This window comes from Phaeobacter sp. HF9A (assembly GCF_011806385.1).
Lineage (GTDB): Bacteria > Pseudomonadota > Alphaproteobacteria > Rhodobacterales > Rhodobacteraceae > Epibacterium.
Genome location: NZ_JAATOX010000014.1, coordinates 14801 through 38946, shown reverse-complemented (window position 1 = coordinate 38946; position 24146 = coordinate 14801). Strand labels below are relative to the sequence as shown.

Annotated in this window: 22 protein-coding genes; 15 read left to right on the top strand and 7 right to left on the bottom strand. The window is 61.2% G+C overall.

The genetic code is table 11. The features are described 5' to 3' along the window. Positions 1-150: 150 nt before the first annotated feature. From HCZ87_RS04385 to HCZ87_RS04375, 3 genes are read right to left on the bottom strand one after another with little or no spacing between them, the layout of a single operon-like run. Positions 151-615 (bottom strand): DUF3237 family protein, encoded by a 465-nt coding sequence (locus HCZ87_RS04385; RefSeq protein WP_167642554.1) that lies wholly within the window; start codon positions 613-615, stop codon positions 151-153. A 10-nt stretch (positions 616-625) separates the two neighbouring features. Beyond that, positions 626-2275, bottom strand: a complete 1650-nt coding sequence (locus HCZ87_RS04380; RefSeq protein WP_167642553.1) for an amidohydrolase — start codon at positions 2273-2275, stop codon at positions 626-628. Continuing rightward, the gene (locus tag HCZ87_RS04375; protein ID WP_167642552.1) at positions 2272-2952 is read right to left on the bottom strand and encodes a TetR/AcrR family transcriptional regulator; all 681 of its coding nucleotides are present in this window, start codon (positions 2950-2952) and stop codon (positions 2272-2274) included. Before HCZ87_RS04375 ends, HCZ87_RS04380 begins: the two co-directional genes overlap by 4 nt. A gap of 90 nt (positions 2953-3042) precedes the next feature. Between HCZ87_RS04375 and HCZ87_RS04370 the strand changes: the two genes are divergently transcribed. The 14 genes from HCZ87_RS04370 to arsB all read left to right on the top strand — a co-directional run bounded on the left by HCZ87_RS04370 (position 3043) and on the right by arsB (position 18901). Then, entirely contained in the window at positions 3043-4104 is a 1062-nt protein-coding gene (locus HCZ87_RS04370) for an ABC transporter ATP-binding protein (protein WP_167642551.1), read from the top strand. Position 4105: 1 nt separating this feature from the next. Continuing rightward, on the top strand, positions 4106-5017 hold the full coding sequence (locus HCZ87_RS04365; RefSeq protein ID WP_167642550.1) for an ABC transporter permease: 912 nt from the start codon (positions 4106-4108) through the stop codon (positions 5015-5017). Continuing rightward, complete coding sequence (locus tag HCZ87_RS04360) at positions 5010-5813, top strand: ABC transporter permease (protein WP_167642549.1); 804 nt, start codon at positions 5010-5012, stop codon at positions 5811-5813. Before HCZ87_RS04365 ends, HCZ87_RS04360 begins: the two co-directional genes overlap by 8 nt. Positions 5814-5832: 19 nt before the next feature. Further along, positions 5833-6861, top strand: a complete 1029-nt coding sequence (locus HCZ87_RS04355) for an extracellular solute-binding protein (RefSeq protein ID WP_167642548.1) — start codon at positions 5833-5835, stop codon at positions 6859-6861. Positions 6862-7076: 215 nt separating this feature from the next. Then, positions 7077-7997: a nucleoside hydrolase gene (locus HCZ87_RS04350; protein ID WP_167642547.1), complete on the top strand. Its 921-nt coding sequence runs from the start codon at positions 7077-7079 to the stop codon at positions 7995-7997. A gap of 328 nt (positions 7998-8325) precedes the next feature. Further along, complete coding sequence (locus tag HCZ87_RS04345; protein WP_167642546.1) at positions 8326-10701, top strand: methyl-accepting chemotaxis protein; 2376 nt, start codon at positions 8326-8328, stop codon at positions 10699-10701. 375 nt (positions 10702-11076) lie between these two features. Beyond that, complete coding sequence (locus HCZ87_RS04340; RefSeq protein ID WP_368484081.1) at positions 11077-11970, top strand: metal ABC transporter substrate-binding protein; 894 nt, start codon at positions 11077-11079, stop codon at positions 11968-11970. Positions 11971-12079: 109 nt separating this feature from the next. After that, positions 12080-12964 (top strand): manganese/iron ABC transporter ATP-binding protein, encoded by an 885-nt coding sequence (locus tag HCZ87_RS04335; protein WP_167642544.1) that lies wholly within the window; start codon positions 12080-12082, stop codon positions 12962-12964. Beyond that, the gene (locus HCZ87_RS04330; RefSeq protein ID WP_167642543.1) at positions 12961-13821 is read left to right on the top strand and encodes a metal ABC transporter permease; all 861 of its coding nucleotides are present in this window, start codon (positions 12961-12963) and stop codon (positions 13819-13821) included. Before HCZ87_RS04335 ends, HCZ87_RS04330 begins: the two co-directional genes overlap by 4 nt. Continuing rightward, entirely contained in the window at positions 13821-14660 is an 840-nt protein-coding gene (locus tag HCZ87_RS04325) for a metal ABC transporter permease (RefSeq protein ID WP_167642542.1), read from the top strand. The genes HCZ87_RS04330 and HCZ87_RS04325 overlap by 1 nt, the downstream gene beginning before the upstream one ends. 125 nt (positions 14661-14785) lie before the next feature. Next, on the top strand, positions 14786-15619 hold the full coding sequence (locus HCZ87_RS04320) for a helix-turn-helix domain-containing protein (protein WP_167642541.1): 834 nt from the start codon (positions 14786-14788) through the stop codon (positions 15617-15619). Continuing rightward, complete coding sequence (locus HCZ87_RS04315; RefSeq protein WP_167642540.1) at positions 15616-16614, top strand: ArsJ-associated glyceraldehyde-3-phosphate dehydrogenase; 999 nt, start codon at positions 15616-15618, stop codon at positions 16612-16614. Before HCZ87_RS04320 ends, HCZ87_RS04315 begins: the two co-directional genes overlap by 4 nt. Then, on the top strand, positions 16611-17879 hold the full coding sequence (gene arsJ, locus HCZ87_RS04310) for an organoarsenical effux MFS transporter ArsJ (protein WP_167642539.1): 1269 nt from the start codon (positions 16611-16613) through the stop codon (positions 17877-17879). The genes HCZ87_RS04315 and arsJ overlap by 4 nt, the downstream gene beginning before the upstream one ends. Continuing rightward, the gene (gene arsB, locus HCZ87_RS04305) at positions 17876-18901 is read left to right on the top strand and encodes an ACR3 family arsenite efflux transporter (RefSeq protein WP_167642538.1); all 1026 of its coding nucleotides are present in this window, start codon (positions 17876-17878) and stop codon (positions 18899-18901) included. The genes arsJ and arsB overlap by 4 nt, the downstream gene beginning before the upstream one ends. 46 nt (positions 18902-18947) lie before the next feature. Here arsB and HCZ87_RS04300 read toward each other — a convergent pair whose 3' ends face one another. The 3 genes from HCZ87_RS04300 to HCZ87_RS04290 are packed head-to-tail and all read right to left on the bottom strand — an operon-like array spanning position 18948 to position 21949. Beyond that, the gene (locus tag HCZ87_RS04300; protein ID WP_167642537.1) at positions 18948-19715 is read right to left on the bottom strand and encodes an ABC transporter ATP-binding protein; all 768 of its coding nucleotides are present in this window, start codon (positions 19713-19715) and stop codon (positions 18948-18950) included. Beyond that, on the bottom strand, positions 19709-20782 hold the full coding sequence (locus tag HCZ87_RS04295) for an iron ABC transporter permease (protein ID WP_175582148.1): 1074 nt from the start codon (positions 20780-20782) through the stop codon (positions 19709-19711). Before HCZ87_RS04295 ends, HCZ87_RS04300 begins: the two co-directional genes overlap by 7 nt. Before the next feature lie 45 nt (positions 20783-20827). Then, on the bottom strand, positions 20828-21949 hold the full coding sequence (locus HCZ87_RS04290; protein WP_167642536.1) for an ABC transporter substrate-binding protein: 1122 nt from the start codon (positions 21947-21949) through the stop codon (positions 20828-20830). Between the two features lie 128 nt (positions 21950-22077). Between HCZ87_RS04290 and HCZ87_RS04285 the strand changes: the two genes are divergently transcribed. Further along, on the top strand, positions 22078-22839 hold the full coding sequence (locus tag HCZ87_RS04285) for a class I SAM-dependent methyltransferase (protein WP_167642535.1): 762 nt from the start codon (positions 22078-22080) through the stop codon (positions 22837-22839). A 38-nt stretch (positions 22840-22877) separates the two neighbouring features. Here the strand turns inward: HCZ87_RS04285 and HCZ87_RS04280 are convergent, their stop codons facing one another. Next, positions 22878-23987: a Xaa-Pro peptidase family protein gene (locus tag HCZ87_RS04280; RefSeq protein ID WP_167642571.1), complete on the bottom strand. Its 1110-nt coding sequence runs from the start codon at positions 23985-23987 to the stop codon at positions 22878-22880. Positions 23988-24146: the final 159 nt, after the last annotated feature.

Sequence of the window (24146 nt, the reverse complement as noted above, 5' to 3'; positions counted from 1 at the left end):
CGCGAGGCGGAATCGCGTGCAGGACGTTGGGTTGGTCCGGCGTACCCGTGTCACGACGCGATTGCGGCCCCAAGGGGGCCGCTCAACCGGTGTTCCGGCCAGTCGCGTTGCGGAAGGCAAAAGGCGCAGGGGCGTGCCTGCGGCGCGCGATCAGATCGGCGCTTCCCATAGCTCGATATAGACGTGGTCCTCGTCGCCGGGCTCGGCCAGGGCGGTGCCGAAATAGACCGCCGCGCCCAGGGCGCTGTGCGGCCCTTCGGGAACTTCCAGCGTTGCGCGGGTGCGGCCAAGGAAACTGCCATCGGGTTGCGGGGTCATCCTGCCGGCATTGGTGACCATGATCGGGGTGCCGTCGGTCAGCTCCATGCAATAGCGCGCCTCGATGGCGTAGGAGCCATCGGGCAGGCCGAGCGCAAAGTCGGCCCCGCCGGGCAGGATGCGCGCGCGCCAGCCAATGCCCTCTGCCATGCCGCCGGTGATCGGGAACATGGCGCGGGTGGTGCCATGGGTGGTTGCGAATTCCACGGCCTCGCCAAGGTCTGCGCGGATGACGCAGGCCTTGCGCAGGGCGGGCTGGCCGAGGCTGCGGTTGGCGCCAAGGGTTGAGATGTCCATTTCGCTGGCCTCACGCTTCATGGGTGATCCGCCCGCCGCAGATGGTCATCACGATATCCATCTCTGCGATCCGCTCGGGGTCGGTGTTTTCGATGTTGCCCGACAGCAGGACCAGATCGGCGAGCATCCCCGGAACGATCTGACCGGTCTGCTTTTCCATGAAGCCGGCATAGGCGCCATTGGTGGTGAAGGCTTTCAGGACGTCAGTCAGTCCAAGCCGATGGTCCGGCAGCCCGGGCAGGAATGGCTTGCGGGTCAGCGCGGTCTGGATTCCCAGCAAGGGATCGACTGGCACAATCGGCCAATCGGAGGAGAAGGCGACGGTGGCGCCAGCGTCATGCAAGGCGCGCCAGGCATAGGCGTAGGGTGCGCGCTCGGCGCCGATGCTGCGAGCGGTCGGATTGTCCTCGGTCGGCGCATGAAGCGGCTGGACCGAGGCAATAGCCCCCAGTTCGGCAAGGCGCGGGATGTCGGTCGGGTCGATCATTTCGATATGTTCGATGCGATGGCGGCTGTCGCGGGGCCCATTTGCGCGGCGAGCGGCCTCGTAGCCATCCAGGGCGATCCGAACGGCGGCGTCGCCGATGGCGTGCACGGTGATCTGCATGCCGCGCTTGTCCACTTCGATCGCGGCCTCTGCGAATGTCGCCGCGTCAAAGATCGGCTCGCCACGCAGGCCAGGCTTGTCGGCGTAATCGTCCAGCATAGACGCGGTGCCGCTTTCGATGACCCCGTCGATGAAGATCTTGACGCGGTTGCTGGTCAGCCAGTCACCGGTGAAATCCTCGGCCATGGCGCTGGCGCGATCCAGTTCGGACAGCTGCATCTCGCCGGTATAGTGGAAGGGCACGGAAACGCGGGCAATCAGGTCGCCGTTGTCCTCGACCGTGCGCAAGAGCTCCAGCAGGTGGCGATTGCCGTCCATGTTGTGAACCGAGGTGATGCCCTTTGAGGCAATAAAGCGCAGCCCGTCGGTCAGTACTGCGACATCCTCGTCCCATTCGGTTTGGGTGGGCGGGGTTTCCGGTTCGATGCCCGACATGCCCAGCATCTCGCGCCCGCCGCTGGTGCGCAGGTCCAGGACCGGAAGCAGTGCGAATTTCTCCCGCAATTCACCGGTGGCAAGCCCGTCGGAGCCCATCACCACCTCGTTGCCGGTTGGCAGGTCGCGCCCATGCAGCAGGTCGGCCGCGCGCAGGGCGGCGGTGTTCGCAAAAAGCGTGTGAAAATCATAGGCCATCACCGCCAGCGGCCGATCCGGGCACATTGCATCCAGCGCATGGCGGTCAAGTCGGGTGCCTGCTCCGAGGATCTCGTAGTCGGCACCCTGGGCGAACAGCAGTCCTTCATCCGGCTTTGCGGCGGCAAAGGCGCGAACGGCCTCTGTCATCGCGTCTGCGCCCTTTATATCGGCAAGCTGCAACAGGGTCCGGCCATAGGCGCCGGAAAAGAGATGCAGGTGCGATTCGACAAAACCGGGCATCAGCGTGCCGCCATGTGCGTCGATGATGCGGGTGTCGGGGCCAGCCAGCGCGCGGAGGCTCTCGGCGTCGCCTGCTGCCAGGATGCGGTTGCCATGCACTGCAACGGCTTCGGCGCGCGGGGTGCTGTCGTCCATGGTCAGGACGCTTGCGTTCAGAATGATTAGGTCAGCGGTCATTTGGACGGATCCTTGCGGCGGGGTGTGTCGATGCAGTCATCTGTGAACATGAGCTCCACCAGGGGAGCGAAGCGCTCCCGCAGGATGGCGTCGTGTTGCTCAAGGGTCTGCTCGTCGTGGGTGATGAGTTGGATGAAGCAGGGCATCCAGAGGTCGTGGTACATCTCGGCCAGATACATCGCCGTGCAGCTGCTGCCCGAGCGGAGGGTCAGGTCAAGCTCGGCAAAGAAATCGGCGATGACAAGAACCACCGCATGGGAGACATCCTTGTATTCCTCGGCGAGCTTGGTGTTCGGCTGGCGGATCATGGCCGCTTCTGCGTAGCGCCAGACCCGTTTGCTGGCGATCTCCAGCGTTCGGCTGGAAATGCGTCGAAACAATGTGATGATCAGCGTGGTCAGGTCGGTGCCGTCGCGCCAATGCAGCGCGCGGTCGTTCTCGCGCGCCTCGGCGGTGCCTTCGGCGATCATCGCGATCAGCAGGCCATCCTTGGAGCCGAAGTAATTGAACACGGTGGGCGGAGAAACTTCGGCCCCGGCGGCAATGTCAGCCATCGTGGTGGCATCGATTCCTTGCTGGGCGAACAGCTTCTTGGCGACGCTGATAATTTCATCTCGCCGCTTAGCTTTTTTGCGATCTCGCAGGCCTGCAGCGGGCAGGCTGTTAACGGCGGGCATTTGGGCACCTGATTTTTATGGTTGTGTAAAAGTTTTTATTGACTAAAAAATTTATGTCAATAGTTGTGGTGGCGACGAAGAGGATTTCCAATGCTTGACATTCGCAACCTGAGCAAACGCTTTGGCAGAGGTGAGAGCGCCGTAACCGCGCTGCATGAGGTGAGTTTTTCGATCAAGGAGGGGGAGTTCTTTACGTTGCTTGGTCCCTCCGGCTGCGGCAAGACCACGCTTCTGCGCATGATCGCGGGATTCGAGCCGCCCAGCGGTGGCGCGCTTGTGCTGGACGGTCAGGATATCGCCCATACGCCGCCCAATCGCCGCCCGGTGAACACGGTTTTCCAGAACTACGCATTGTTTCCGCATATGACCGTAGCGGAAAACGTCGGCTTTGCGCTCGGCGCGCTGGGCAAGCGTCAGGCGGAAATCGACGAAACGGTGGGGCGCATGCTGGATCTTGTCCAGCTGGGCCACCTCGCTCATCGCAAGAGCGGCGAACTGTCGGGTGGTCAGCAGCAACGGGTCGCGTTGGCACGGGCCCTGGCACCCAAGCCGCGCATCCTGTTGCTGGATGAACCGCTGTCGGCGCTGGACATGAAGCTGCGCAAGGAAATGCAGGTCGAGCTGAAGCGGCTACAGCGGGAAACCGGCCTGACCTTTATTTTTGTGACCCATGATCAAGAAGAAGCCCTGACCATGTCTGACCGCATCGCGGTCATGAGCGGCGGGCGCTTCCAGCAAATCGCCGAGCCGCGCGATCTTTATGACCAACCCGCCAACCGCTTTGTCGCCGGCTTTATCGGCGAGACCAATTTCCTGGATGGGCGTTGTGAGGGCGGTCAGCTGATCCTGCCCGAAGCCGAAGCGCCTGTGCCGGCGGCCCATGACGATGGGCCTGTCACCGTGATGGTCCGGCCCGAGCGGGTGGTGCTGGGTGCGGCGCAGCCCGGCGCGCTTGTGCTTCAGGCAAAGGTGGAGCAGCTGGTCTATTTTGGCACCGACACCCATGTGCATATGGCGCTGGCCAATGGCAACACGCTGGTTGCAAGGGTGCAGAATGCCGATCAAAGCGACGCCGCCTGCCGCGAAGGCGAGACGATCCCCGTTTCCCTGCCCGGTGGCGCGCTCCGGCTCTTGCCGCAAGAGGCCGCATAAGATGGGACGGTCCTCAGAAGATCACGCCCGAGTCGCCGATACGCGCCGCCGCTGGGCGCTGGCGTCGCCGGCTCTGGCCATTATCACCCTGTTTTCGATCCTGCCGCTGCTGGTGGTGGTGGTCTATTCCTTCTTGTCCCCCGGTGATTTTGGCGGGGTGCATTGGAAACTGTCCTTTGAGGGATGGTTTTCGGTCCTGTTTGAGCGCGATATCTTTGACGACACCGTCAGCCTGTCGGACGCGCATCTGACCATCCTGACCCGTTCGGTGGTGCTCTCGCTTGCCACAACCGTGATCACGCTGTTCCTGGGGGTGCCGACCGCCTGGTTCATCGCCACCCGTCCCCAAAAGCAAAGGGCATTTTGGCTGCTGTTGATCACCATTCCGTTCTGGACCAACCTTCTGGTGCGCACCATTGCGGTGCAGGAGATGATCCGCTCGGACGGGGTCTTTAACCGGATCATGCTGGGGTTGGGGCTGATTGATGAGCCGATCCAGATGATGTTCACCAACTTTGCGCTGCTGGTGGGCATGGCCTATGTCTTCCTGCCGCTGATGGTCTTGCCGGTTTATTCGGCGATCGAGCGGTTTGATTTCCGCCTCGCCGAGGCTGGATATGATCTCTATGCCTCGCGGCTCTACTGCCTGCGCCGTGTGATCCTGCCGATGGTTCGGCCAGGGGTCATTGCCGGGTCTATCCTGGTCTTCATTCCCTCGCTCGGTGCCTATGTCACGCCGCGCATCATGGGCGGCGGCAAGTCGATGATGCTGGGCAATCTGATCGAAATGCAATTCGGTCAGGGCCGCAACTGGCCGCTGGGCGCGGCGCTTTCCCTAACGCTGACGGCATTGGTTCTGGTGGCGCTGATCTGGTACAGCCGCCTGACCGGAGGAGGGTCTCGCCGTGACTGATAAACGCTTTGATGTTCGCCGGCTTCCCGCGGCCGCCACTCTGGCGATCACCTGTTTCGTGATCCTCTATATCCCGATGGTCATTCTGGTGGCCAACTCCTTCAACTCTGGCAAGGTGATCGGGGATTGGGATGGGGTGTCGCTGCGCTGGTACGCGGCTGCGCTGCAAAACGATGCTTTCATATCTGCCGGTATCACCTCGCTGATCTTGGCCAGCTGTGCGGCGTTGGTCGCGACCACCACCGCAACGATGGCCGCGCTGGCCACCACCCGGACACGCGGGTTCAAGGGGGAGGGGACAATCCACCTTGTGTTGAACGAGCCCCTGATGGTGCCTGAAATCGTTTTGGCCATTGCGCTTGTGATCATTCTTGCGCAGGTGCGGCAGTTCACCGGCTACAACGGTCTGGGGTATCTGATTATTGCCCACAGCGCCTTTTGTATTCCGTTTGCCTATATGCCGATCCGGGCTCGCCTCGAAGGCATGGATCTGACGTTGGAGACCGCAGCCGCCGACCTCTATGCCGGACGGTTCTATACCTTCCGCAAGGTGACCTTGCCGCTCTTGGCGCCCGGGATCCTGGCCGGCTTCGCCCTGGCTTTTGTTGTGTCTCTTGATGATGTGGTGATCTCTGATTTCCTGAAGGCGCCCGGCCAAGACACGCTGCCAACCTATCTGATGGGTCAGCTCCGCCGGAACCTAACTTCGGAAATCTACGCCATTTCCTCGCTTCTTCTGCTGATCAGCGTGTTGATCGTGGTCGGGGCGTGGCTGCTAACCAGAAAAAAAACGTGAACCGACAGAGGAGAACAACATGAAGATCAAGCTCGGGTTAACCACGGCGATCATCGCGGTTTCGGCGCTGCCTGCGCTGGCCGAGGGAACGCTGAACATCTACAACTTTGGCCTCTACACGCCGCCGGATCTGATTGAGAAATTCGAAAAGACCTATGACGTGGACGTGACGCTGACCGAATATGACAGCAACGAAACCGCCATCGCCAAGATCGACGCCGGTGGTCACGGGTTTGATATCGTGGTGTCTTCGGCCGCAGTGGTTCCGATCTACATCGACAAGGGTCTGTATCTGAAGAGCGACCCCAACACGATGGAGAACTTCAAGAATGTCGATCCTGCCTGGGTCGATGTGTTCTGGGACGAGGGTCGCTCCTACACCATTCCTTACGTCTGGGGCACCACCGGCGTGATGGTCAACACCGACGTCTATAGCGGTGATATCAACACCTCCGATATCTTCCTGAACCCGCCAGAAGAGCTCAAGGGCAAGATCAACGTCGTGCCGGCAATGTCGGACGTGATCGACCTTGCGATCTATTCGGTTGGTGGCGAAAGCTGCACCACCGACAAGGAAGTGCTGAAGGCGGCCCGCGACAAGCTGGTCGCGGCAAAGCCCTATTGGGCCTCGATCGACTACGCCAGCTTTGAGAAATTCGTCAACGAGGATCTGCAAGCTTCGGTCTTCTGGAGTGGCGCGTCGATGCGCATCCGGGAAGCCAACAGCGGCTTTGCCTATGGCTATCCCAAAGAGGGGTTCCCGAAATGGCAGGACAACGTCGCGATCCTGGCGGATGCCCACAACGTCGAGAATGCAAAGCTGTTCCTGAACTTCCTCATGGATCCGGAAAACGCCGCGATCGTTTCTGACTACACCGGCTATCCCAACGCGATCATGGGCAGCGAGGCCTTCATGAGCGAGAAGCTCCTGGCCGCCCCGGAGATGACCATTCCGGCCGAGTTTGAGCCAGAGGCGCACTTCCAGCGGACCTGCCCGCCCAAAGTGCAGGATCTTTACGCCCGCATTTGGACGGACCTGACCAAGTAAGACCAGCCAGCCACCCCGGCGTTGTTCGGGGTGGCTGCTCTCTTCCGTGACCTTGGGGCGCGCAGCGCAAAGCCCCTTGGCATTTCATGCTCCGCCCGCGTAAATGAGAGACTGCGGCGATTTCCAGACCCATCAGGCCCGCCGCAGAAGGTCCGGCCATGTCTGGCAGGATCGCGCGGATGGCAAGAGCAGATGAAGAGCGGAGAACAGTTCCCATGACCAAATTGATCATCGACACGGATCCCGGCATCGACGATGCAATGGCGATTTTCTATGCCGCAGCCGCGCCGGATATCGAGCTTTTGGGCCTGACTACGATCTTTGGCAATGTGACCACCAAGATGGCCACCCGCAATGCGCTGCGCCTGCTGGAAGCCGCTGACCTTGACCTGCCGGTGGCGCATGGCGCCGAGAAGCCGCTGGTGCTGCCGCCCTTTTCACCCTCGACCCATGTCCACGGCGACGAGGGTTTCGGCGATATCCCCGCAGCAGAACCCAAAGGCAAACCGGTTGAGGAAGATGCGGCAGATTTTCTGATCCGCATGGCGCGGGAACATCGCGGAGAGCTGGTGCTCTGCCCTGTTGGGCCCCTGACAAATATTGCGCTGGCGGTACAGCGTGACCCGGAATTCGTCAGCAATTGCAAGGCGATCGTCATCATGGGCGGCTCACTGGAGGCCGGGGGGAATATCACCCCGCATGCAGAGGCCAATATCTATCACGATCCTCATGCCGCCGAGGTGGTCTTTGCCGCGTCGCAGGGCAAGGTGACCATGGTGGGACTGGATGTAACGCTGAAAATCCTCTGCACGCCCGAGGATTTCGATGGTATCCGGGACCGCTCACCCGAGCTCGGCGGGATGCTGAAGGACATGAGCCGCTTTTATATCAAGTTCTATCAGGAGGTTGCCAACCTCAACGGCTGCTCCCTGCATGATCCTGCGGCGGTGATTGCCTGCACCCATGCCGATCTGTTCCAGACCCGTGCGGTGCCCGTCACCGTATCAACCGAAGCAGACACATCCGGCAAGACGCAGGTGGCTACGGACGCGCGCGGCGATACCCTTGTCGCGATGGACGTCGATGCCGAGGCGGTCAAGGCACTGTTTCTGAAACGGCTCTCCTTGCTGCCCTGATATGCACTCCTGAGTTGTGCGCGCCGCGTCTGGGCGAAACGTCTGACGCTTTTGCCGGGCGTGATTCCACAGAGAGGAAAGCTGTCCTCTCTGCGGCTCTGGTCGTGATCGGCAAGGGGCAGAATTAGGCGCTTGATGCCGGGGCTGTGACCGATGTGTTACCGGTCCAGCCCTTGCCACGTCGCTTTTCTGACGTATTTGCGCCGCTGCCTATAAAATGGGCAAGTGATCGTTTTTTATTCACCAATGGTAAACTCGAAAACGTCAATCTGGATCGCGTAGTTTCGCAGGCTTGGCCTGTCCGGTGAGCGATTTATGAGGTTTTCGAATGCTCCATTTTAAAAAGTTGAAGCTGGCCTGGAAATTATCTCTGGTTATCGCTGTGCCAACAGTTGCGCTCGTGGTGGCAGCGGGGCTTTTGAATATACGGCAGAACACCGAAACGATGGAAAAGGATCACCGGGCCTCCTATTCCAGTTTCCTGCATGATCGCAGCGCGTCTGTGGGGCGTTGGCTGGAAGGGATTCAGAAAGATGTTGTTTCTTTATCAGTAAGTTACGCAACGCAGAGCGCGCTAAGGGAACTTCATGACGCCTGGCACATCGTCGAAGGTGACGGCAGTATGGATCCCCGGGCGCTTTATATTTCGGAAAATCCCCATCCCGCGGGCCAGAAGGATGAGCTCTTGGATGCGGGTGATGGGTCAGTCTGGACCCAGGCGCATATCCGACACCATGCGGGTTTGCGGGCGTATCAGCGGTCGCGCGGCTATTATGATCTCTTTCTGTTTGATACCGATGGGCACCTGATTTACTCCGTTTACAAAGAAGATGATTTCGGCCTTGATTTCATGCAGGGCAAGTATGCTTCTTCGGGCCTAGGAGAGGCATTTCGGGCCGCAAGCGAATTAAAGCCCGGCGAATTCCACATGACGAATATCGCACCATACGCCCCAAGTTCGGGTGCGCCCGCGATGTTCATGGCGGCGCCGGTGTTTGACAATGGCGTCCGCGCAGGTGTGGTCGCGGTGCAGGTTCCCCTGAGTATCTTGCGGAGCATTCTTTCGGATGCACAACTCCTGGGGGAGAGTGGCGAACTCTATCTCGTTGACGCCTCGGGCCAGGTTTTGAATGATTCCCGGATTGAGGGGCGCTTTGCGACGCTCGATACGCTCCCTGATCTGACGCAGATACAGGCGGCGCTGGCTGGAAATCGGCAATACTTCAAATCGGTGCGCGGGGTCTCTGGCGAAACTGTCGTGGCGATGACCGATACCGTCGCCACGCCGTCGGGCGACAGGTGGGGCGTGGTGTTCGAGATTGATCGCGCCGAGGCCATGGCCTTTTCAAATGAGGCCAAAATCATGACCTTTATCGAATTGGTCGTCACCGCGGTGTTGCTCTGCGCCTTGAGCTGGTTTGCAGCGCGTGGAATCTCGCGGCGGGTCCAGGGGTTGGCGACAGAGATCAAGGAGCTGTCAAAGGAGAACTATGACCGCAAGATTGCGGGTCAAAGCCAGGCGGATGAGGTGGGCTTTATCGCGCGGACATTGGTGCAGCTGCAAGACCGGCTGCGGTCTGGCGCGGCGGCGCAGGCGCGGGAGAAGGTTGTGCAGGAAAACAATGCGATGGTCGTACAAGCGCTGAGCGGCGCATTGACGAACCTGGCGCAGGGCGATTTCCGCAATCACGTGAACCAGAAATTCCCGGAAGAGCACGAGAAGCTGCGGTATAGTATCAATGATGCGATGGTGAGCTTGAACGGCGTCGTGTTGTCGGTGCGGGAAACGGCCGACAACATCAACCGCTCCGCATCGGAAATCAGCAATTCCGCCGATGATATGTCCTCTCGCACCGAGAGTCAGGCTGCGACGCTCGAACAAACCGCCGCTGCGCTGGAGCAGGTTACAGCAAGTGTGAGATCGGCCAACGAACATGTTCAAAGCGTCGAAAGCACCGTTGAAACCGCGCGCAGCAAAGCCGAAGATAGTGGTGAGGTGGTCGAGGAAACCGTCAAGGCGATGACGGAGATCGAGCAATCCTCGGAGCAGATCAGTCAGATCATTTCGGTGATCGACGACATCGCATTCCAGACCAACCTTCTGGCGCTCAACGCCGGGGTCGAGGCTGCACGGGCGGGCGAGGCTGGACGTGGTTTTGCGGTGGTGGCATCGGAGGTCCGGGGTTTGGCCCAGCGATCCTCCGGCGCGGCGTTGGAGATTAAAGCCTTGATTGAAAAGAGCGGCCAGCAAGTTGGGCGGGGCGTCGAGATGGTGGGGCGCACCGGGGACGCCCTGACGTTGATCGTGGATCAGGTGAAGCATATCTCCGATCTGGTAAAGCAGATCTCGCAGTCGTCGCGAGAACAGTCGGTCGCTTTGAGCGAAATAAACATGGGCATGTCGCAATTGGATCAGGTGACCCAGAACAACGCGGCCATGGTCGAGGAGAATACAGCCGCGGCGCATATGCTGCGCTCCGATGCGGAGCGGCTGATGCAATATGTCGGCCGTTTCAGAACGCTAGAGGCTGACAGCAGCGTGCGCCCGGCCGAAGCTGCGCAGCTTTTGCTGGAGCAGACAGCGGATGGGCATCTTCCCGCCATAGAGGCAGTTGCCACGCCCGATGCGCAGGGGCAGGGGGCTGATGTGCAGGATGCGGCGCCGGAGAAACGTCTCGCCAACGACAAATGGATGGATTTCTGACCCGCGCGAGGGATGGAGGCGCAGGCCGGCGTTGGCGGCTTCCATCCTCTGCGATGCTCCGATGTGGCTGAGGGCAATTCAAGTCTCTTACTGTTGGCGTGCTGTTGGCGTGGATCCGATAAGAGAGGCGCCGGGGCTATGGGGGTGCACTGCATCCGCTCGGCCAGGTCAAAAGACCGTAATATGGCACAGGGTGATATTCGTGCGACGTCAAAGGAGCGCCTTTCAAATTTGATCATTTTTCTTATTTGAGAATGATTTGCAGTTGCAATATTTGCGCTGTAAGCTATGCATGATCCAACAGGTGCTCGGATGATCGGCATTTGCGCGCAACTATTGCGGTCGATTTGGAAAGGATCCTCTATGGTTTTGACGATGAGACAAGTCTTGGGAGCGGTTGTCGCGACCACGCTTCTGTCTGGCGCCGCCGCGGCGGATGACAATCGAATGAAGGTTGTCACCACGTTTACGGTGCTGGCCGACATGGCGCAGCATGTGGCTGGCGATGCCGCGGATGTGGTGTCAATCACCAAGCCCGGGGCGGAAATCCACGGCTATGAACCGACGCCGCAGGACATCGTGCGGGCGCATGATGCGGATCTCATCCTGTGGAACGGGATGAACCTGGAGCTGTGGTTCGAACAATTCCTGGCCAATCTGGGTGACGTGCCGTCGGCAACGCTCTCGGATGGGGTTGACCCGATTTCGATCGCTGCCGGCGCCTATGAAGGCAAGCCAAATCCGCACGCTTGGATGGGGCTCGACAATGCGTTGATCTATATCGACAATATCGTCGAGGCATTTGCTGAACACGATCCCGAAAACGCGGAGACCTACGCCACCAATGCTGCTGCTTACAAGGCGGAGCTGCGGGCCACGCTGGAACCTTTGCGGCAGGAGATAGCGACCATTCCCGAAGCGCAGCGCTGGCTGGTGACCTGCGAGGGGGCCTTTAGTTATCTGGCGCGTGATTTCGGCATGAAAGAGCTGTACCTGTGGCCGATGAACGCCGATCAGATGGGCACACCACAGCAGGTACGCAAAGTGATCGACGGGGTGCAGGACAATGACATCCCGGTGGTCTTCTGCGAAAGCACCGTCAACACCGCCCCGGCAGAGCAGGTGGCACGCGAAACTGGCGCAAGCTACGGCGGGGTGCTCTATGTGGACAGCCTCTCGGAGCCGGATGGCCCGGTGCCGTCTTATCTGGACCTGCTCAGGGTCACCTCGGAGACCGTGGCCAATGGGCTCTTGGGGGCGACCAAATAGCACCTGCGACCATATGAAGATCTGCCGGGCGGACGCGCTCGGCAGATCTTTTCGTTTCTGATGCCGCCTGTAGACTAGCCGAAAGACCAACATGAAAGACGAGATGCAAATGAGTAGAGCAACGCCGCAGCGGGCAACCGAGGCAGGAGGCGGGATCGTCGCGCAGGATGTCACCGTGACCTATCGCAACGGTCATACTGCGCTGCGCAATGCCTCGTTTGAGATCCCCCGTGGCACCGTGACCGCATTGGTGGGCGTGAATGGGGCCGGGAAATCGACCCTGTTCAAGGCGATCATGGGCTTTGTTCCGGTGGCCAGGGGCGATATTCGCCTGCTCGGCCAAAGCGTCAAACAGGCGCTGAAACAAAACCTTGTTGCCTATGTGCCGCAATCCGAGGAGGTGGATTGGTCCTTTCCGGTCTTGGTCGAGGATGTGGTGATGATGGGGCGCTACGGACATATGGGGCTGTTGCGCCGACCCAGACAGGCAGATCGCGACGCGGTGGATGCGGCGCTGGGCCGGGTGAACATGTTGGAGTTTCGCAAGCGCCAGATCGGCGAGCTTTCGGGCGGACAGAAGAAACGCGTGTTTCTGGCGCGGGCGCTGGCTCAGGACGGGCAGGTGATCCTGCTGGATGAGCCCTTCACCGGCGTGGATGTGAAAACCGAGGAGCAGATCATCGCCTTGTTGCGGGAATTGCGCGACGAGGGGCGGGTGATGCTGGTTTCCACCCATAACCTTGGGACGGTGCCGGAATTCTGTGATCGGACGGTCTTGGTGAAGGGCACGGTGCTTGGCTATGGCCCGACCGAGACGACCTTTACCCGTGAAAACCTGGAAGAGGCCTTTGGCGGGGTGCTGCGCCATTTCACGCTGGGCGGGGCGGATCTGCATGACGACAATGATGTGCGAAAGCTGTCGATCCTGACCGATGATGAGCGCCCCTTTGTGCAATACGGCGATCAGACCAAGGTGACGGAGGAGCAGAAATGACAACGCTGCTGGAGCCATTCACCTATGGCTATATGACCAATGCGATGTGGGTGTCTGCGCTGGTTGGCGGGGTCTGCGCGTTCCTGTCCTCTTATCTGATGCTCAAGGGCTGGTCGCTGATTGGGGATGCGCTTTCGCACTCTGTGGTGCCGGGGGTGGCGGGAGCCTATATTCTTGGTCTGCCCTTTGCGCTGGGCGCGTTTATCTCGGGCGGCTTGGCGGCGACCGCGATGCTGTTTCTGTCGGATCGGTCGGGCCTAAAGGTCGATGTAATCATAGGCATTATCTTCACCTCGTTCTTTGGGCTGGGGTTGTTCATGGCCTCGGTGAACCCGATGGCGGTGTCGATCCAGACCATCACCATGGGCAATATCCTGGCAATCACCCCGCAGGACACCTTGCAGCTTGCAATCATCGGCTTTGTCTCGCTGGCGATCCTGCTGGTGAAGTGGAAAGACCTCATGGTGGTGTTCTTTGATGAAAGCCATGCGCGCTCGATCGGATTGCGCCCGGGCTTGCTCAAGGCGGTGTTTTTTATCTTGCTCTCGGCCTGTGTCGTGGCGGCGATGCAGACCGTGGGAGCGTTTTTGGTGATCGCCATGGTGGTGACGCCGGGGGCGACGGCCTATTTGCTCTGTGACCGGTTCCCACGGCTGATCGTGACATCGGTCGCCATCGGCACCTTCACCAGCTTTTTCGGCGCCTATGTCAGTTATTTCCTGGATGGGGCGACCGGCGGTGTCATCGTGGTGCTGCAAACGCTGATCTTTCTGGTGACCTTTGTTTTTGCGCCCAAACACGGGCTGTTGGCGGCACGTCGCAAAGCCGCAGACGCGCTGCGTGCGGAGGTGATGTGATGTGGGATGCGCTTCTCTTTCCGTTTCAGTTCCCCTTCATGCAGAATGCCTTTTGGATCTCGGTGATTGTCTCGGTGCCGACGGCGCTTTTGTCCTGTTTTCTGGTGCTGAAGGGCTGGGCCTTGATGGGGGATGCGGTCAGCCATGCGGTGCTGCCGGGGATTGTGCTGGCCTATGTGCTGGGCTTTCCGCTGATCCTTGGGGCCTTTGCCGCTGGCATGCTGACGGCGCTGGCGACGGGGTATCTGTCGGAAAACAGCCGCATCAAGCAGGATACCGTCATGGGGGTGGTGTTTTCTGGCATGTTTGGGCTGGGCATCGTGATCTATGTCTCGCTCCACACCAATGTGCATCTCGATCATATCCTGTTTGGCAATATGCTGGGGGTCGGGGCGCAGGATCTGTGGACGGCGGGGGTGATCTCGGTATTGGTCGCGGGGGCGTTGCTCCTGAAGTGGAAAGACCTGATGCTGCATGCCTTTGATCCCGCGCAGGCCCGCGCCTCGGGCCTGCCGGTGGGGCTGCTGCACTATGGTTTGCTGACCATCCTGTCGCTGACCATCGTGGCCACTCTGTCGGCGACGGGGCTGATCCTGGCGGTGGGGCTGCTGATCGCGCCCGGCGCGACCGCGTTCTTGTTGGTGCGCAGCTTTGGGCGGATGCTCGCGGTCTCGGTCGTGGTCTGCATGACGGCGATGCTGTTGGGGGCTTATCTGAGCTTCTTTCTCGATAGCGCGCCGGCGCCCACCGTTGTGCTGATCCTCACGACGTTTTTCTTGATCGCCTTTGTGCGCCGGGTGATTTTGACGCGCTGGGCGTCGTCTCGCGAAATCGCCTGAGCTGATCCCGGCTAGGTGTTGCTGTGACGTGGGCGCGTCACAGCAAACAACACCGGTGAAGATGCGCAGCATCCATTACAAAAACTTCATTTGCTGCCGCTCTATATTTCGAATATCCATGAAATATGGAAAAAACGATTCCCGATCAACTGACCACCCTTGGTCACCCGCAGCGATTGTCTGTGTTCTGCCTGCTGATGCGCCGGTTCCCGGATCGCGTGCCGGCGGGGGAGCTGGCCTCGGCGCTTGGCATCAAGTCCAGCACCATGTCCAGCTATCTGGCGGCATTGCACCGCGTCGGGCTGGTGACGCAGGAACGCGACGGGACATCGCTACTTTACTCCATTCACATGGCAAATGTGCGACAGATGTTTGGATCCCTGTTCTCTGACTGTTGCCTTGGCCGACCAGATCTTTGCCTTCCTTTGAGCACAGGAGTGCGTCCAATGTCTGACCGCAGCTATAATGTTCTGTTTATCTGCACCGGGAATTCCGCCCGGTCGATCTTTGCCGAGGCTATCCTGCGCCAGCATGCGGGGGACCGCTTCACGGTCTATTCGGCGGGGACAAAGCCTCATTCGGAGCTGAATCCCTTTGCGCTGAAGCTGTTGCGCGACAAGGGGCATGATATCTCCGGGTTGCGGGCCAAGAACCTGAGCGAGTTTTCCGGGCCGGGTGCGGTGGAGATGGATTTTGTCTTTACCGTCTGCAATCAGGCGGCCAACGAGGATTGCCCCGCATGGCGAGGCCAGCCGGTCAGCGGCCATTGGGGCATGCCTGACCCGGTCCGCGCCGAGGGAACCGACGCCGAAAAAAGCCTCGCGTTCCAGCAGGCCTATGGGGCGCTCAAGCAGCGAATCGAAGCCTTCGCGGCGCTGCCCGTGGCCAGCCTGGATCGCATCGCCCTGCAAACCGCCATCGACGAGATTGGCCGCAACATGACTGAGGAAACCGCATGACAACCTACGCATTGAATGGCCTTGGCCGCATGGGCAAGCTGGCGCTGAAACCGCTTCTGGAGAGTGGCGCCAATATTGCCTGGATCAATGACGCCGTTGGCGACCCGGAGATGCATGCGCATCTGTTGGAGTTTGACACCGTGCATGGGCGATGGGACGCGAGTTTCGCGCATGACGCGGAGAGCGTCACCATCAACGGCACTCATTTGCCCTTCCTCGGCGTGCGGGATCTCTCGGCCTTGCCGCTGGCAGGCGTGGATGTGGTGATCGACTGCACCGGCGTGTTCAAGACCGAGGCCAGGCTCGCGCCCTATTTTGATGCGGGCGTGAAAAAGGTTGTGGTCTCCGCGCCTGTCAAAGACGGGCCGACCGCCAATATCGTTTGTGGTGTGAACGCCGAGACTTACGACCCGGCCCAGCACCGCATTGTCACGGCGGCCTCCTGCACGACCAACTGTCTGGCGCCGGTGGTCAAGGTTATTCACGAAAATCTCGGTATCAAACACGGGTCGATGACCACCATCCACGACGTGACCAATACCCAGACCATCGTGGACCGTCCGGCCAAGGATCTGCGACGTGCGCGTTCGGCGCTGAATTCGCTGATCCCGACCACCACCGGCTCCGCCACCGCGATCACGCTGATCTATCCCGAGCTCAAAGGCCGCCTGAACGGCCACGCGGTGCGGGTGCCGTTGCTGAATGCCTCGCTCACCGACTGTGTGTTCGAGGTGGAGCGGGCAACCACGGCAGAGGAGGTCAACGGCTTCTTCAAGGCAGCAGCCGAGGGCGCGCTGAAGGGCATCCTGGGCTATGAGGAACGCCCGTTGGTCTCGGCGGACTATACCAACGACAGCCGCTCTTCGATCATTGATGCGCCCTCCACCATGGTGGTGAACGGCACGCAAGTGAAGATCTACGCCTGGTATGACAATGAAATAGGCTATGCGCATCGGCTGGTAGATGTCGCCCTGATGGTCGGGGCCTCGCTGTGAACCAGAAGCCCGAGGGCCTTGCGGCCTATATCGCGGTGACGGCGGCCTATTGGGCCTTCATGCTCACCGATGGGGCGCTCAGGATGCTGGTCCTGCTGCATTTTCACACGCTGGGGTTTTCTCCGGTGCAGCTGGCCTATCTCTTTGTCCTCTACGAGATCGCTGGTATGGGCACCAACCTTGCCGCGGGTTGGATCGCGGCGAGGTTTGGCCTGACATCGACGCTCTATGCCGGCTTGGCGCTTCAGGTTGGCGCGCTTCTGGCGCTGACGCAACTGGACCCGGCCTGGGCGATTGGCACATCGGTGGCCTTTGTCATGATCGTGCAGGGGGCAAGCGGCGTGGCCAAGGATCTGGCGAAGATGTCGTCGAAATCTGCCGTCAAGCTGCTGGCCCCGAGCGAGGACGGCGGCCTGTTTCGCTGGGTCGCGGTGCTGACCGGATCAAAAAACGCCGTAAAAGGGCTGGGCTTTCTTCTGGGCGCGGGGCTGCTGGCGACCCTGGGCTTTGTCTGGTCGGTGCTGATCATGGCGCTGGTGCTGGCGGTGATCCTGGCAGCGGTGTCGCTGCTGATGCCCGCCGGGCTACCCAAGGGGCGCAAGGGGGCCAAGTTCTCCGAGGTGTTTTCCAAATCATCCAACGTCAACTGGCTGTCGGCGGCGCGGGTGTTCCTGTTTGGCGCGCGCGACGTCTGGTTCGTGGTGGGCATCCCGATCTATTTCTACGCGGTGCTGTCGGATGGCAGCGAGGACGGCAATCGCGCGGCCTTCTTTCTGATCGGCAGCTTCATGGCGATCTGGGTGATCATGTACGGCGCAGTGCAGGCCAGCGCGCCCAAGATCCTGCGGGCGGGCAAGCGCCCGGAGGCGGAGCTGATCGGCGCGGCGCGGCGCTGGGCGGGCATGCTCGCGCTGGTTCCCGCCGCGCTGACGGGGGCAGTGCTGGTGGCGTCGGGACCCGCGCCGTGGTTGACGGTGACGCTGGTGCTGGGCCTGCTGTGCTTTGGCGCGCTATTTGCGATCAATTCGGCGCTGCATTCCTATCTGATCCTTGCCTTCACAAAGGCGGAGCGGGTGACGATGGATGTCGGGTTTTACTATATGGCCAATGCGGCGGGGCGCTTGCTGGGCACGCTGCTCTCGGGGCTCACCTATCAGATTGGCGGCTTGCCTCTTGTCCTGGGCGCCGCCACGGTGATGGTTGCATTGGCGGCGCTGACCTCCGGGCGCCTGAGCGGAGAACACACACATGAGGCCACAGCATGAGCAGCTTTGAACGTTTTCTGACCCTCTGGGTGGCGCTGGCGATGCTGGCGGGCATCGGCATCGGTGCGGTCGCGCCGGGACTGGTGCAGGCGGTGGCGGCCGCCGAGGTCGCCTCGATCAACCTGGTGGTGGCGGTGCTGATCTGGGCAATGGTCTATCCGATGATGGTCAACGTGGATTTTGGCGCGGTCGCCGGGGTCGCGCGGCAGCCAAAAGGGTTGCTGGTGACATTGGTGGTGAACTGGTTGATCAAGCCCTTCAGCATGGCGCTGCTGGCGGTTCTGTTCTTCGAGCATCTCTTTGCGCCGCTGATCTCGCCTCAGGACGCGGCGCAATATGTCGCCGGGCTGATCCTGCTGGGGGCGGCGCCCTGCACGGCGATGGTGTTTGTCTGGTCGCAGCTCACCCGCGGCGATGCCACCTATACGCTGGTGCAGGTTTCGGTGAACGATCTGATCATGGTGGTGGCCTTTGCGCCGATCGTGGCCTTTTTGCTCGGGGTGACGGATATCGCGGTGCCGTGGGAGACGCTGGTGCTGGCGACCTTGCTCTATGTTGTGCTGCCCTTGCTGGCCGGGCTGGTGACGCGTCGCATACTGGCGCGGCCAGAGGCCATAGACGCCTTCGCCGCGCGCATCAAACCCCTGTCGATGATCGGGCTGGTGGCGACGGTTGCGATCCTGTTTGGGCTTCAGGGCGAGGTCATTCTGGCGCGGCCCATGGTGATCGGCCTGATCGCGGTGCCGATCCTGATCCAGAGCTATGGCATCTTTGCGCTGGCCTATGGCGCCGCCTTCGTGTTGCGGGTGCCGCATCGGATCGCCGCCCCCTGCGCCATGATCGGCACGTCGAACTTCTTCGAGCTCGCCGTGGCCGTGGCCATCAGCCTGTTTGGCCTCAATTCCGGCGCGGCGCTGGCCACCGTGGTTGGCGTGCTGGTCGAGGTCCCGGTGATGCTGTCGCTTGTGGCCTTTGCAAATTCCACAAGGAACCGCTTCCCTGAAACGACCGGAGGGGCATAGCAGCAAGGCGCTGCTATACCGTTTCTGCTTCTTTTGGGCGCGTTCCCTATTCTGCCGCTGCCGCCATCGACGGGCCGTCCACGATCATCATCGGGCAGCCCCGCGAGCAACGCTCCACCCGGCTGTCAATTCCGTAGAGCTGCCGGATCAGGGCCGGTGTCAGCACCTCCAGTGTGGGACCGGTAGCCAGGATGCGCCCCTCGGCCAGGGCCATGGTGGTCGTGCAGCAGCGCATGACCTGGTTCAGATCGTGCAGTGCCAGAAGGATAACGGCCCCGGTGTCACGCGCATAGGCGCTGAGCGCGTCCAGCACCTCGTATTGGCGGTAGAGGTCCAGCGCCGAGGTCGGTTCGTCCATCAAGACGGCGCGCGGACCGGTGACCAGCGTCTGGGCGATCGAGACCGCCTGTCGCTGACCGCCGGAGAGTTCCGGCAATTGCCGATCCGCCAGATGCGATATGCCAAAGCGGTGCAGCACGGTATCCACCGCTTCCAGCTCCTGTGGCGAAAGCCGCCAGCCGCCGGCGCCCTGTTTCAGGGACAGGATGATGGATTCATACACCGTCAGCGCTGCGGTCATCGCGGTGTCCTGTGGCATGTAGCGCAGATCGCTCTTGTCAGCGCCTGCGAGGCGCACCGTTCCGGGGCCTGACAATTGCCCCGCGATGCGGCGGAATAGGGTGGATTTGCCGGCCGCATTGGCCCCGACCAGCGCGGTCAGCACGCCGCCCTGGATCGGCGGGGTGCTGGCGTCTGACAGGATTTCGCGGCGCCCATAGCGCGCGCCGACGTGGTCCAGCTCAAGCGTTACCATGATTTGCGTCCTTTTGTCAGGATCAGGGCGGCGAAGAAGGGCACCCCGACCAATGCGGTGATAATGCCGATGGGAAGCACGGCACCGGGTAGCAGCGCCTTGGACAGCACAGAGGTGGCCGAGAGGATCACCGCCCCCGAAAGCATCGCGCCGGGCAGGAAAAACCGCTGATCCTCGCCCAGCAGCAAGCGGGCCACATGCGGCCCCACAATGCCGATGAAACCAATCGTGCCGACAAAGGACACCGGCACAGCCGCAAGCAGGCAGACCAGGATCAGGGCTTCCAGTCGCAGGCGTTTGACCCGGACCCCCATGGCGGCGGCGCGGGTTTCGCCCAGCCGGATCGCGGTCAGCGCCCAGGCGCGGCGGGCAAACAGCGGCGTGCAGATGACGAGGATCGCGGCAGTGATGGCCACCTTGCCCCAGGTCGCCTTGGTCAGGCTGCCCATGGTCCAGAACACCACCGCCGAAAGCGCCTGTTCAGAGGCGAAATACTGGAGCAAGGCCAGCGCGGCGTTGAAGGTAAAGACCAGCGCGATCCCCAGAAGAACAATGGTCTCTACCGTCACGCCCCGTAATGTGGACAGGCCAAAGATCAGCAGCGACGCCATCATCGCCATGGCAAAGGCATTGATGGGCACCATCAGCGACACGGCGGCGGGAAAGATCGCAATGCCCAGCACCATCGCCAAAGCGGCCCCAAAACTCGCCGCTGCCGAGAGACCGAGTGTGAAGGGGCTGGCCAGAGGGTTGGCGAGGATGGTTTGCATCTGGGCCCCGGCCAGTGACAGGCTCGCCCCGACGGTGACCGCCAGAAGCGCCATGGGCATGCGAATGTCCCAGACCACAACGCGCATTTGCAGCTCGACACTGGCGGGGGCAAAGATTGTTTTCAACACATCGGACACCGCATAGCGGGCCGGGCCGAGCGAGACATCGACGGCAACCGACAGCACCAGCAATCCGGTCAGACCCAGAAGAATTGCGAGTCTGCGGGCCACAAGACCACGGTAGGCCATGGCGTGCGATGCGGTGTGGGGGGGATTGGAAGTCAGGCTGGTGCTCATTGGTCGTCCTCCGCAAAGGCGGCCCAAAGGCCGCCTTGCTTGTTGTTATTTCAGCGATACCCAGTAGCCGGGGCGATACTCCACCGGCAGGAAGCGCGCATGCAGCTCCTTCAGCGTCTCCTCGGGGTCGAGGTCTGGGAACAGTTCCGGGTGCAACCAGGTGGCCAGACGCTGCACCGCGATAAAGCTGTAGGGATTGTTGTAGAACTGGTGCCAGATCGCGTGGACCTCGTTCTCCTTGACGGCTTTCACACCGGTAAAGGCGGGCCGTTCCATCAAGGCGGCGAGCTTTTGAGTCGCAACCGCCTCGTCCGAGCCGGGGCCGACGCCGATCCAGTTGCCGCCGGGAACATAGGCATCCCAATTGCCGCCGGTCACCACGATCTGATCGGGGTCAGAGGCGATGATTTGCTCGGCATTGACGGTGCCGAAGGTGCCTGGGATGAAGGGGTTGGCCATGTTCTCGCCGCCAGCGAGTTCTACAAAGGTGCCGAAGTTGCCATGGCCGAAGGACATGCAGCAATCTTCAGAATAGCCGCCTGCGCGCTCGACAAAGGTCAGCGGGCGTTTCAGGTCGTCCTGCGCGTCAATCACATCGGTGACGCGGGCCAGCTGTTCGGCGTAAAAGGCGTTGAATTCTTCGGCGCGATCTTCCTTGCCAAAGAGTTCGCCAATGATTTCCATCGACTTTTGGGTGTGCTCAAAGGGCTTTTCGCGGAAGTCCACGTAGACGATCGGAATGCCGACCTTTGCCAGCTTTTCCTCGTAGTTGGCCTCGTCCGTGGCGGCCTTGGCCTCCAGGTTCAGGATGATCACATCCGGGCTCAGCGAGACCGCCTGTTCGATGTCAAAGCTGCCGTCCTTGAAACCGCCAAAAGTCGGAATATCGGTCAGCTCCGGGAATTTTTCCGCATAGGCGTCGTAACTCTCGGGCGAGGCTTCGCGAAAATCATCGCGCCAGCCAACGACGCGGTGAAACGGGTCATCCCGGTCCAGGACGGCGGCAAAGAAGATCTGCCGACCTTCGCCCAGGATCACCCGCTCGACCGGTGCGTCGACGGTGACCTCGCGACCGGTGATGTCGGTCAGTGTGAGGGGATCGGCTTGCACGAGGCTGGCTGAGATGACGGTCAGCGCTGCGGCGCTGAACAGGGAACGAAGGGGCATGATGCTGTCCTTGGTTAGGTGAGAATGCCCATCCCCTATTAATTCCGAGTATTATAGTCAATCATATAAGTTGACAAAATCACTAGGTTTCGTCAGACATCGCCCCGTCCATATCGGAGGTCACGTTCATGCAATCTGTCACAGGGTCCAATCGCGATCTGCGGGATGATATCCGGGACTATTGGTCGATGCGGGCCGCCGGGTTCGACAATGATCCGGGGCATCGCATCGCAGACGGGGCCGAGATGGCCGCCTGGGAACATCTCTTTCGCCGCCACCTTGGTCCGGCGGAGGGGCGCAGGTTGTTGGATCTTGCCTCAGGCACCGGGGAAATCTCGCGGCTGTGCAAGCGGCTTGGCTTTGCTGTCACCGGCTTGGACTGGTCGGAGGCGATGCTGGAGCGGGCGCGGGCGAAGCTGCCGGATGTGACCTTTCATCAGGCGGATGCGGAGCGGACAATGTTGCCGAATGCCAGCGTCGACGTCATCGTGACCCGACATCTGGTCTGGACCTTGGTGGACCCTGCCGCGGCCTTTGCAGAATGGCATCGTCTGCTTGCGCCGGGTGGGCAGCTGTTGCTGGTGGACGGTGATTTTGTGTCCAAGACCTGGATGGCGCGGCTCTTTGCCCGCTTTTCGGCCCCGACGGCGGTCAGCGAGAGGGTCAAGCAGCATCAGGGCATCCTGTCCCGGGTGCATTTCTCGGGCGGCGCGCAGGCCGATGCGGTTGCGGCCCTGCTACAAGAGGCCGGGTTTGAAGATGTGCAGATCGACACCAACCTGCGCCCGATCCACCGCGCGCAGGCGGCGCAATTGGGGTGGCGCAAGTCGCTGCTTCGGCGCGTCGAGCACCGCTATGCGATCACCGCGCGCAGGCCAGAGGCCGACTGAACGCCGCGCCGCCTGCGACCCCGCACCAATCGCGCGCCTCAGGCCTCGACCGTGAACATGTCGCGGGGCATTTCCGAGAAAATCTCGGCGCCAGTCTCTCGCAGGATGACGATTTCCTCCAGCCGCACGCCGAATTGACCGGCGAGGTAGATGCCGGGTTCGATCGAGAACACATTGCCCTCGGCCAGAACCACATCGGAATTGGCCGCGATATAGGGTGGTTCGTGGATATCAATGCCGAGCCCATGTCCGGTGCGATGCAGGAAATACTCGCCATAGCCCGCCGCGGTGATGACATCCCGGGCCGCCTTGTCCACATCCGAGGCGCGAACACCTGGTTTTGCGGTCGCCAGCGCGGCGGCAATCGCGCGTTCGACCACCGCGAAGACCTCGGTATAGGTCGCATTAGCGCTGCCAAAGAACCCGGAGCGGGTCATGTCCGACGGGTAACCGTCCACACGGCAGCCGGTGTCGATCAGGACCGCCATGCCGGGTTCCAGCTTGGTGTCACCGGGGTAATGGTGCGGAAAGGCGCTGGAGGCGCCAAAGCATATGGAGCAGAACTCCAATGCAGCGCCCTCCTTGGCATAGGCGGATTTGATGATCTCGACCAGTTCCAGCTCAGTGAGGCCGGGGCGCAGGGCGTCAATCGCGGCCTGCACGGCGCGGTCGTTGATCAGATGGGCCGCCTTGATGGCCCGGAACTCGTCTTCGTCCTTGACCGCGCGCAAGGCGGCGATGGTGTCGTCGGTGAAGCGGCGGCGCGGTTGATCCAGCGCGTCCAGCAAGCGCAGCGCAAAATCGGCGCGCATGGTTTCATCCAGCACCACGGATAGCTCCGGCCCGGTCGCCTCGCAGGCGTTGATCAGCGCCGCGAGGGCCGCGTCGGGGCCCTCTTCATCGCGCCAGGGGTGAAAGGGCAGATCGGTCTCTGCCCCTGCGGCAGCGGCGTTCAGGGCTGGCATCAGAAAACCGGCATAGCTCTGGCTGACCAGCAGCAGGACCGGGCGCTCGTCGCCATGAGGATGCACGCCGGATAGCCAGGCCATATGGCTGGAGGGGCCAAGCGCAACCAGATCGGTCTTGGTCTCGGCCATCCGTGCGCGCAGGGCGGCGAGACGGCTATCGGTCTGGGGAAAGCGGCTCATCTTGGTCTCCGGGTCGGGCAAATCGGGCTCGTCGAACGCCACGCAACCTGTCGGATCGGTGCCGTCCTTCGCATGCGTCCTGATACGGGACATCGGGCAAATTTGCACCCTCAATTCACCAGAAATTTTTGATCTGCCGGCCGGACTTTACCGCTTCTT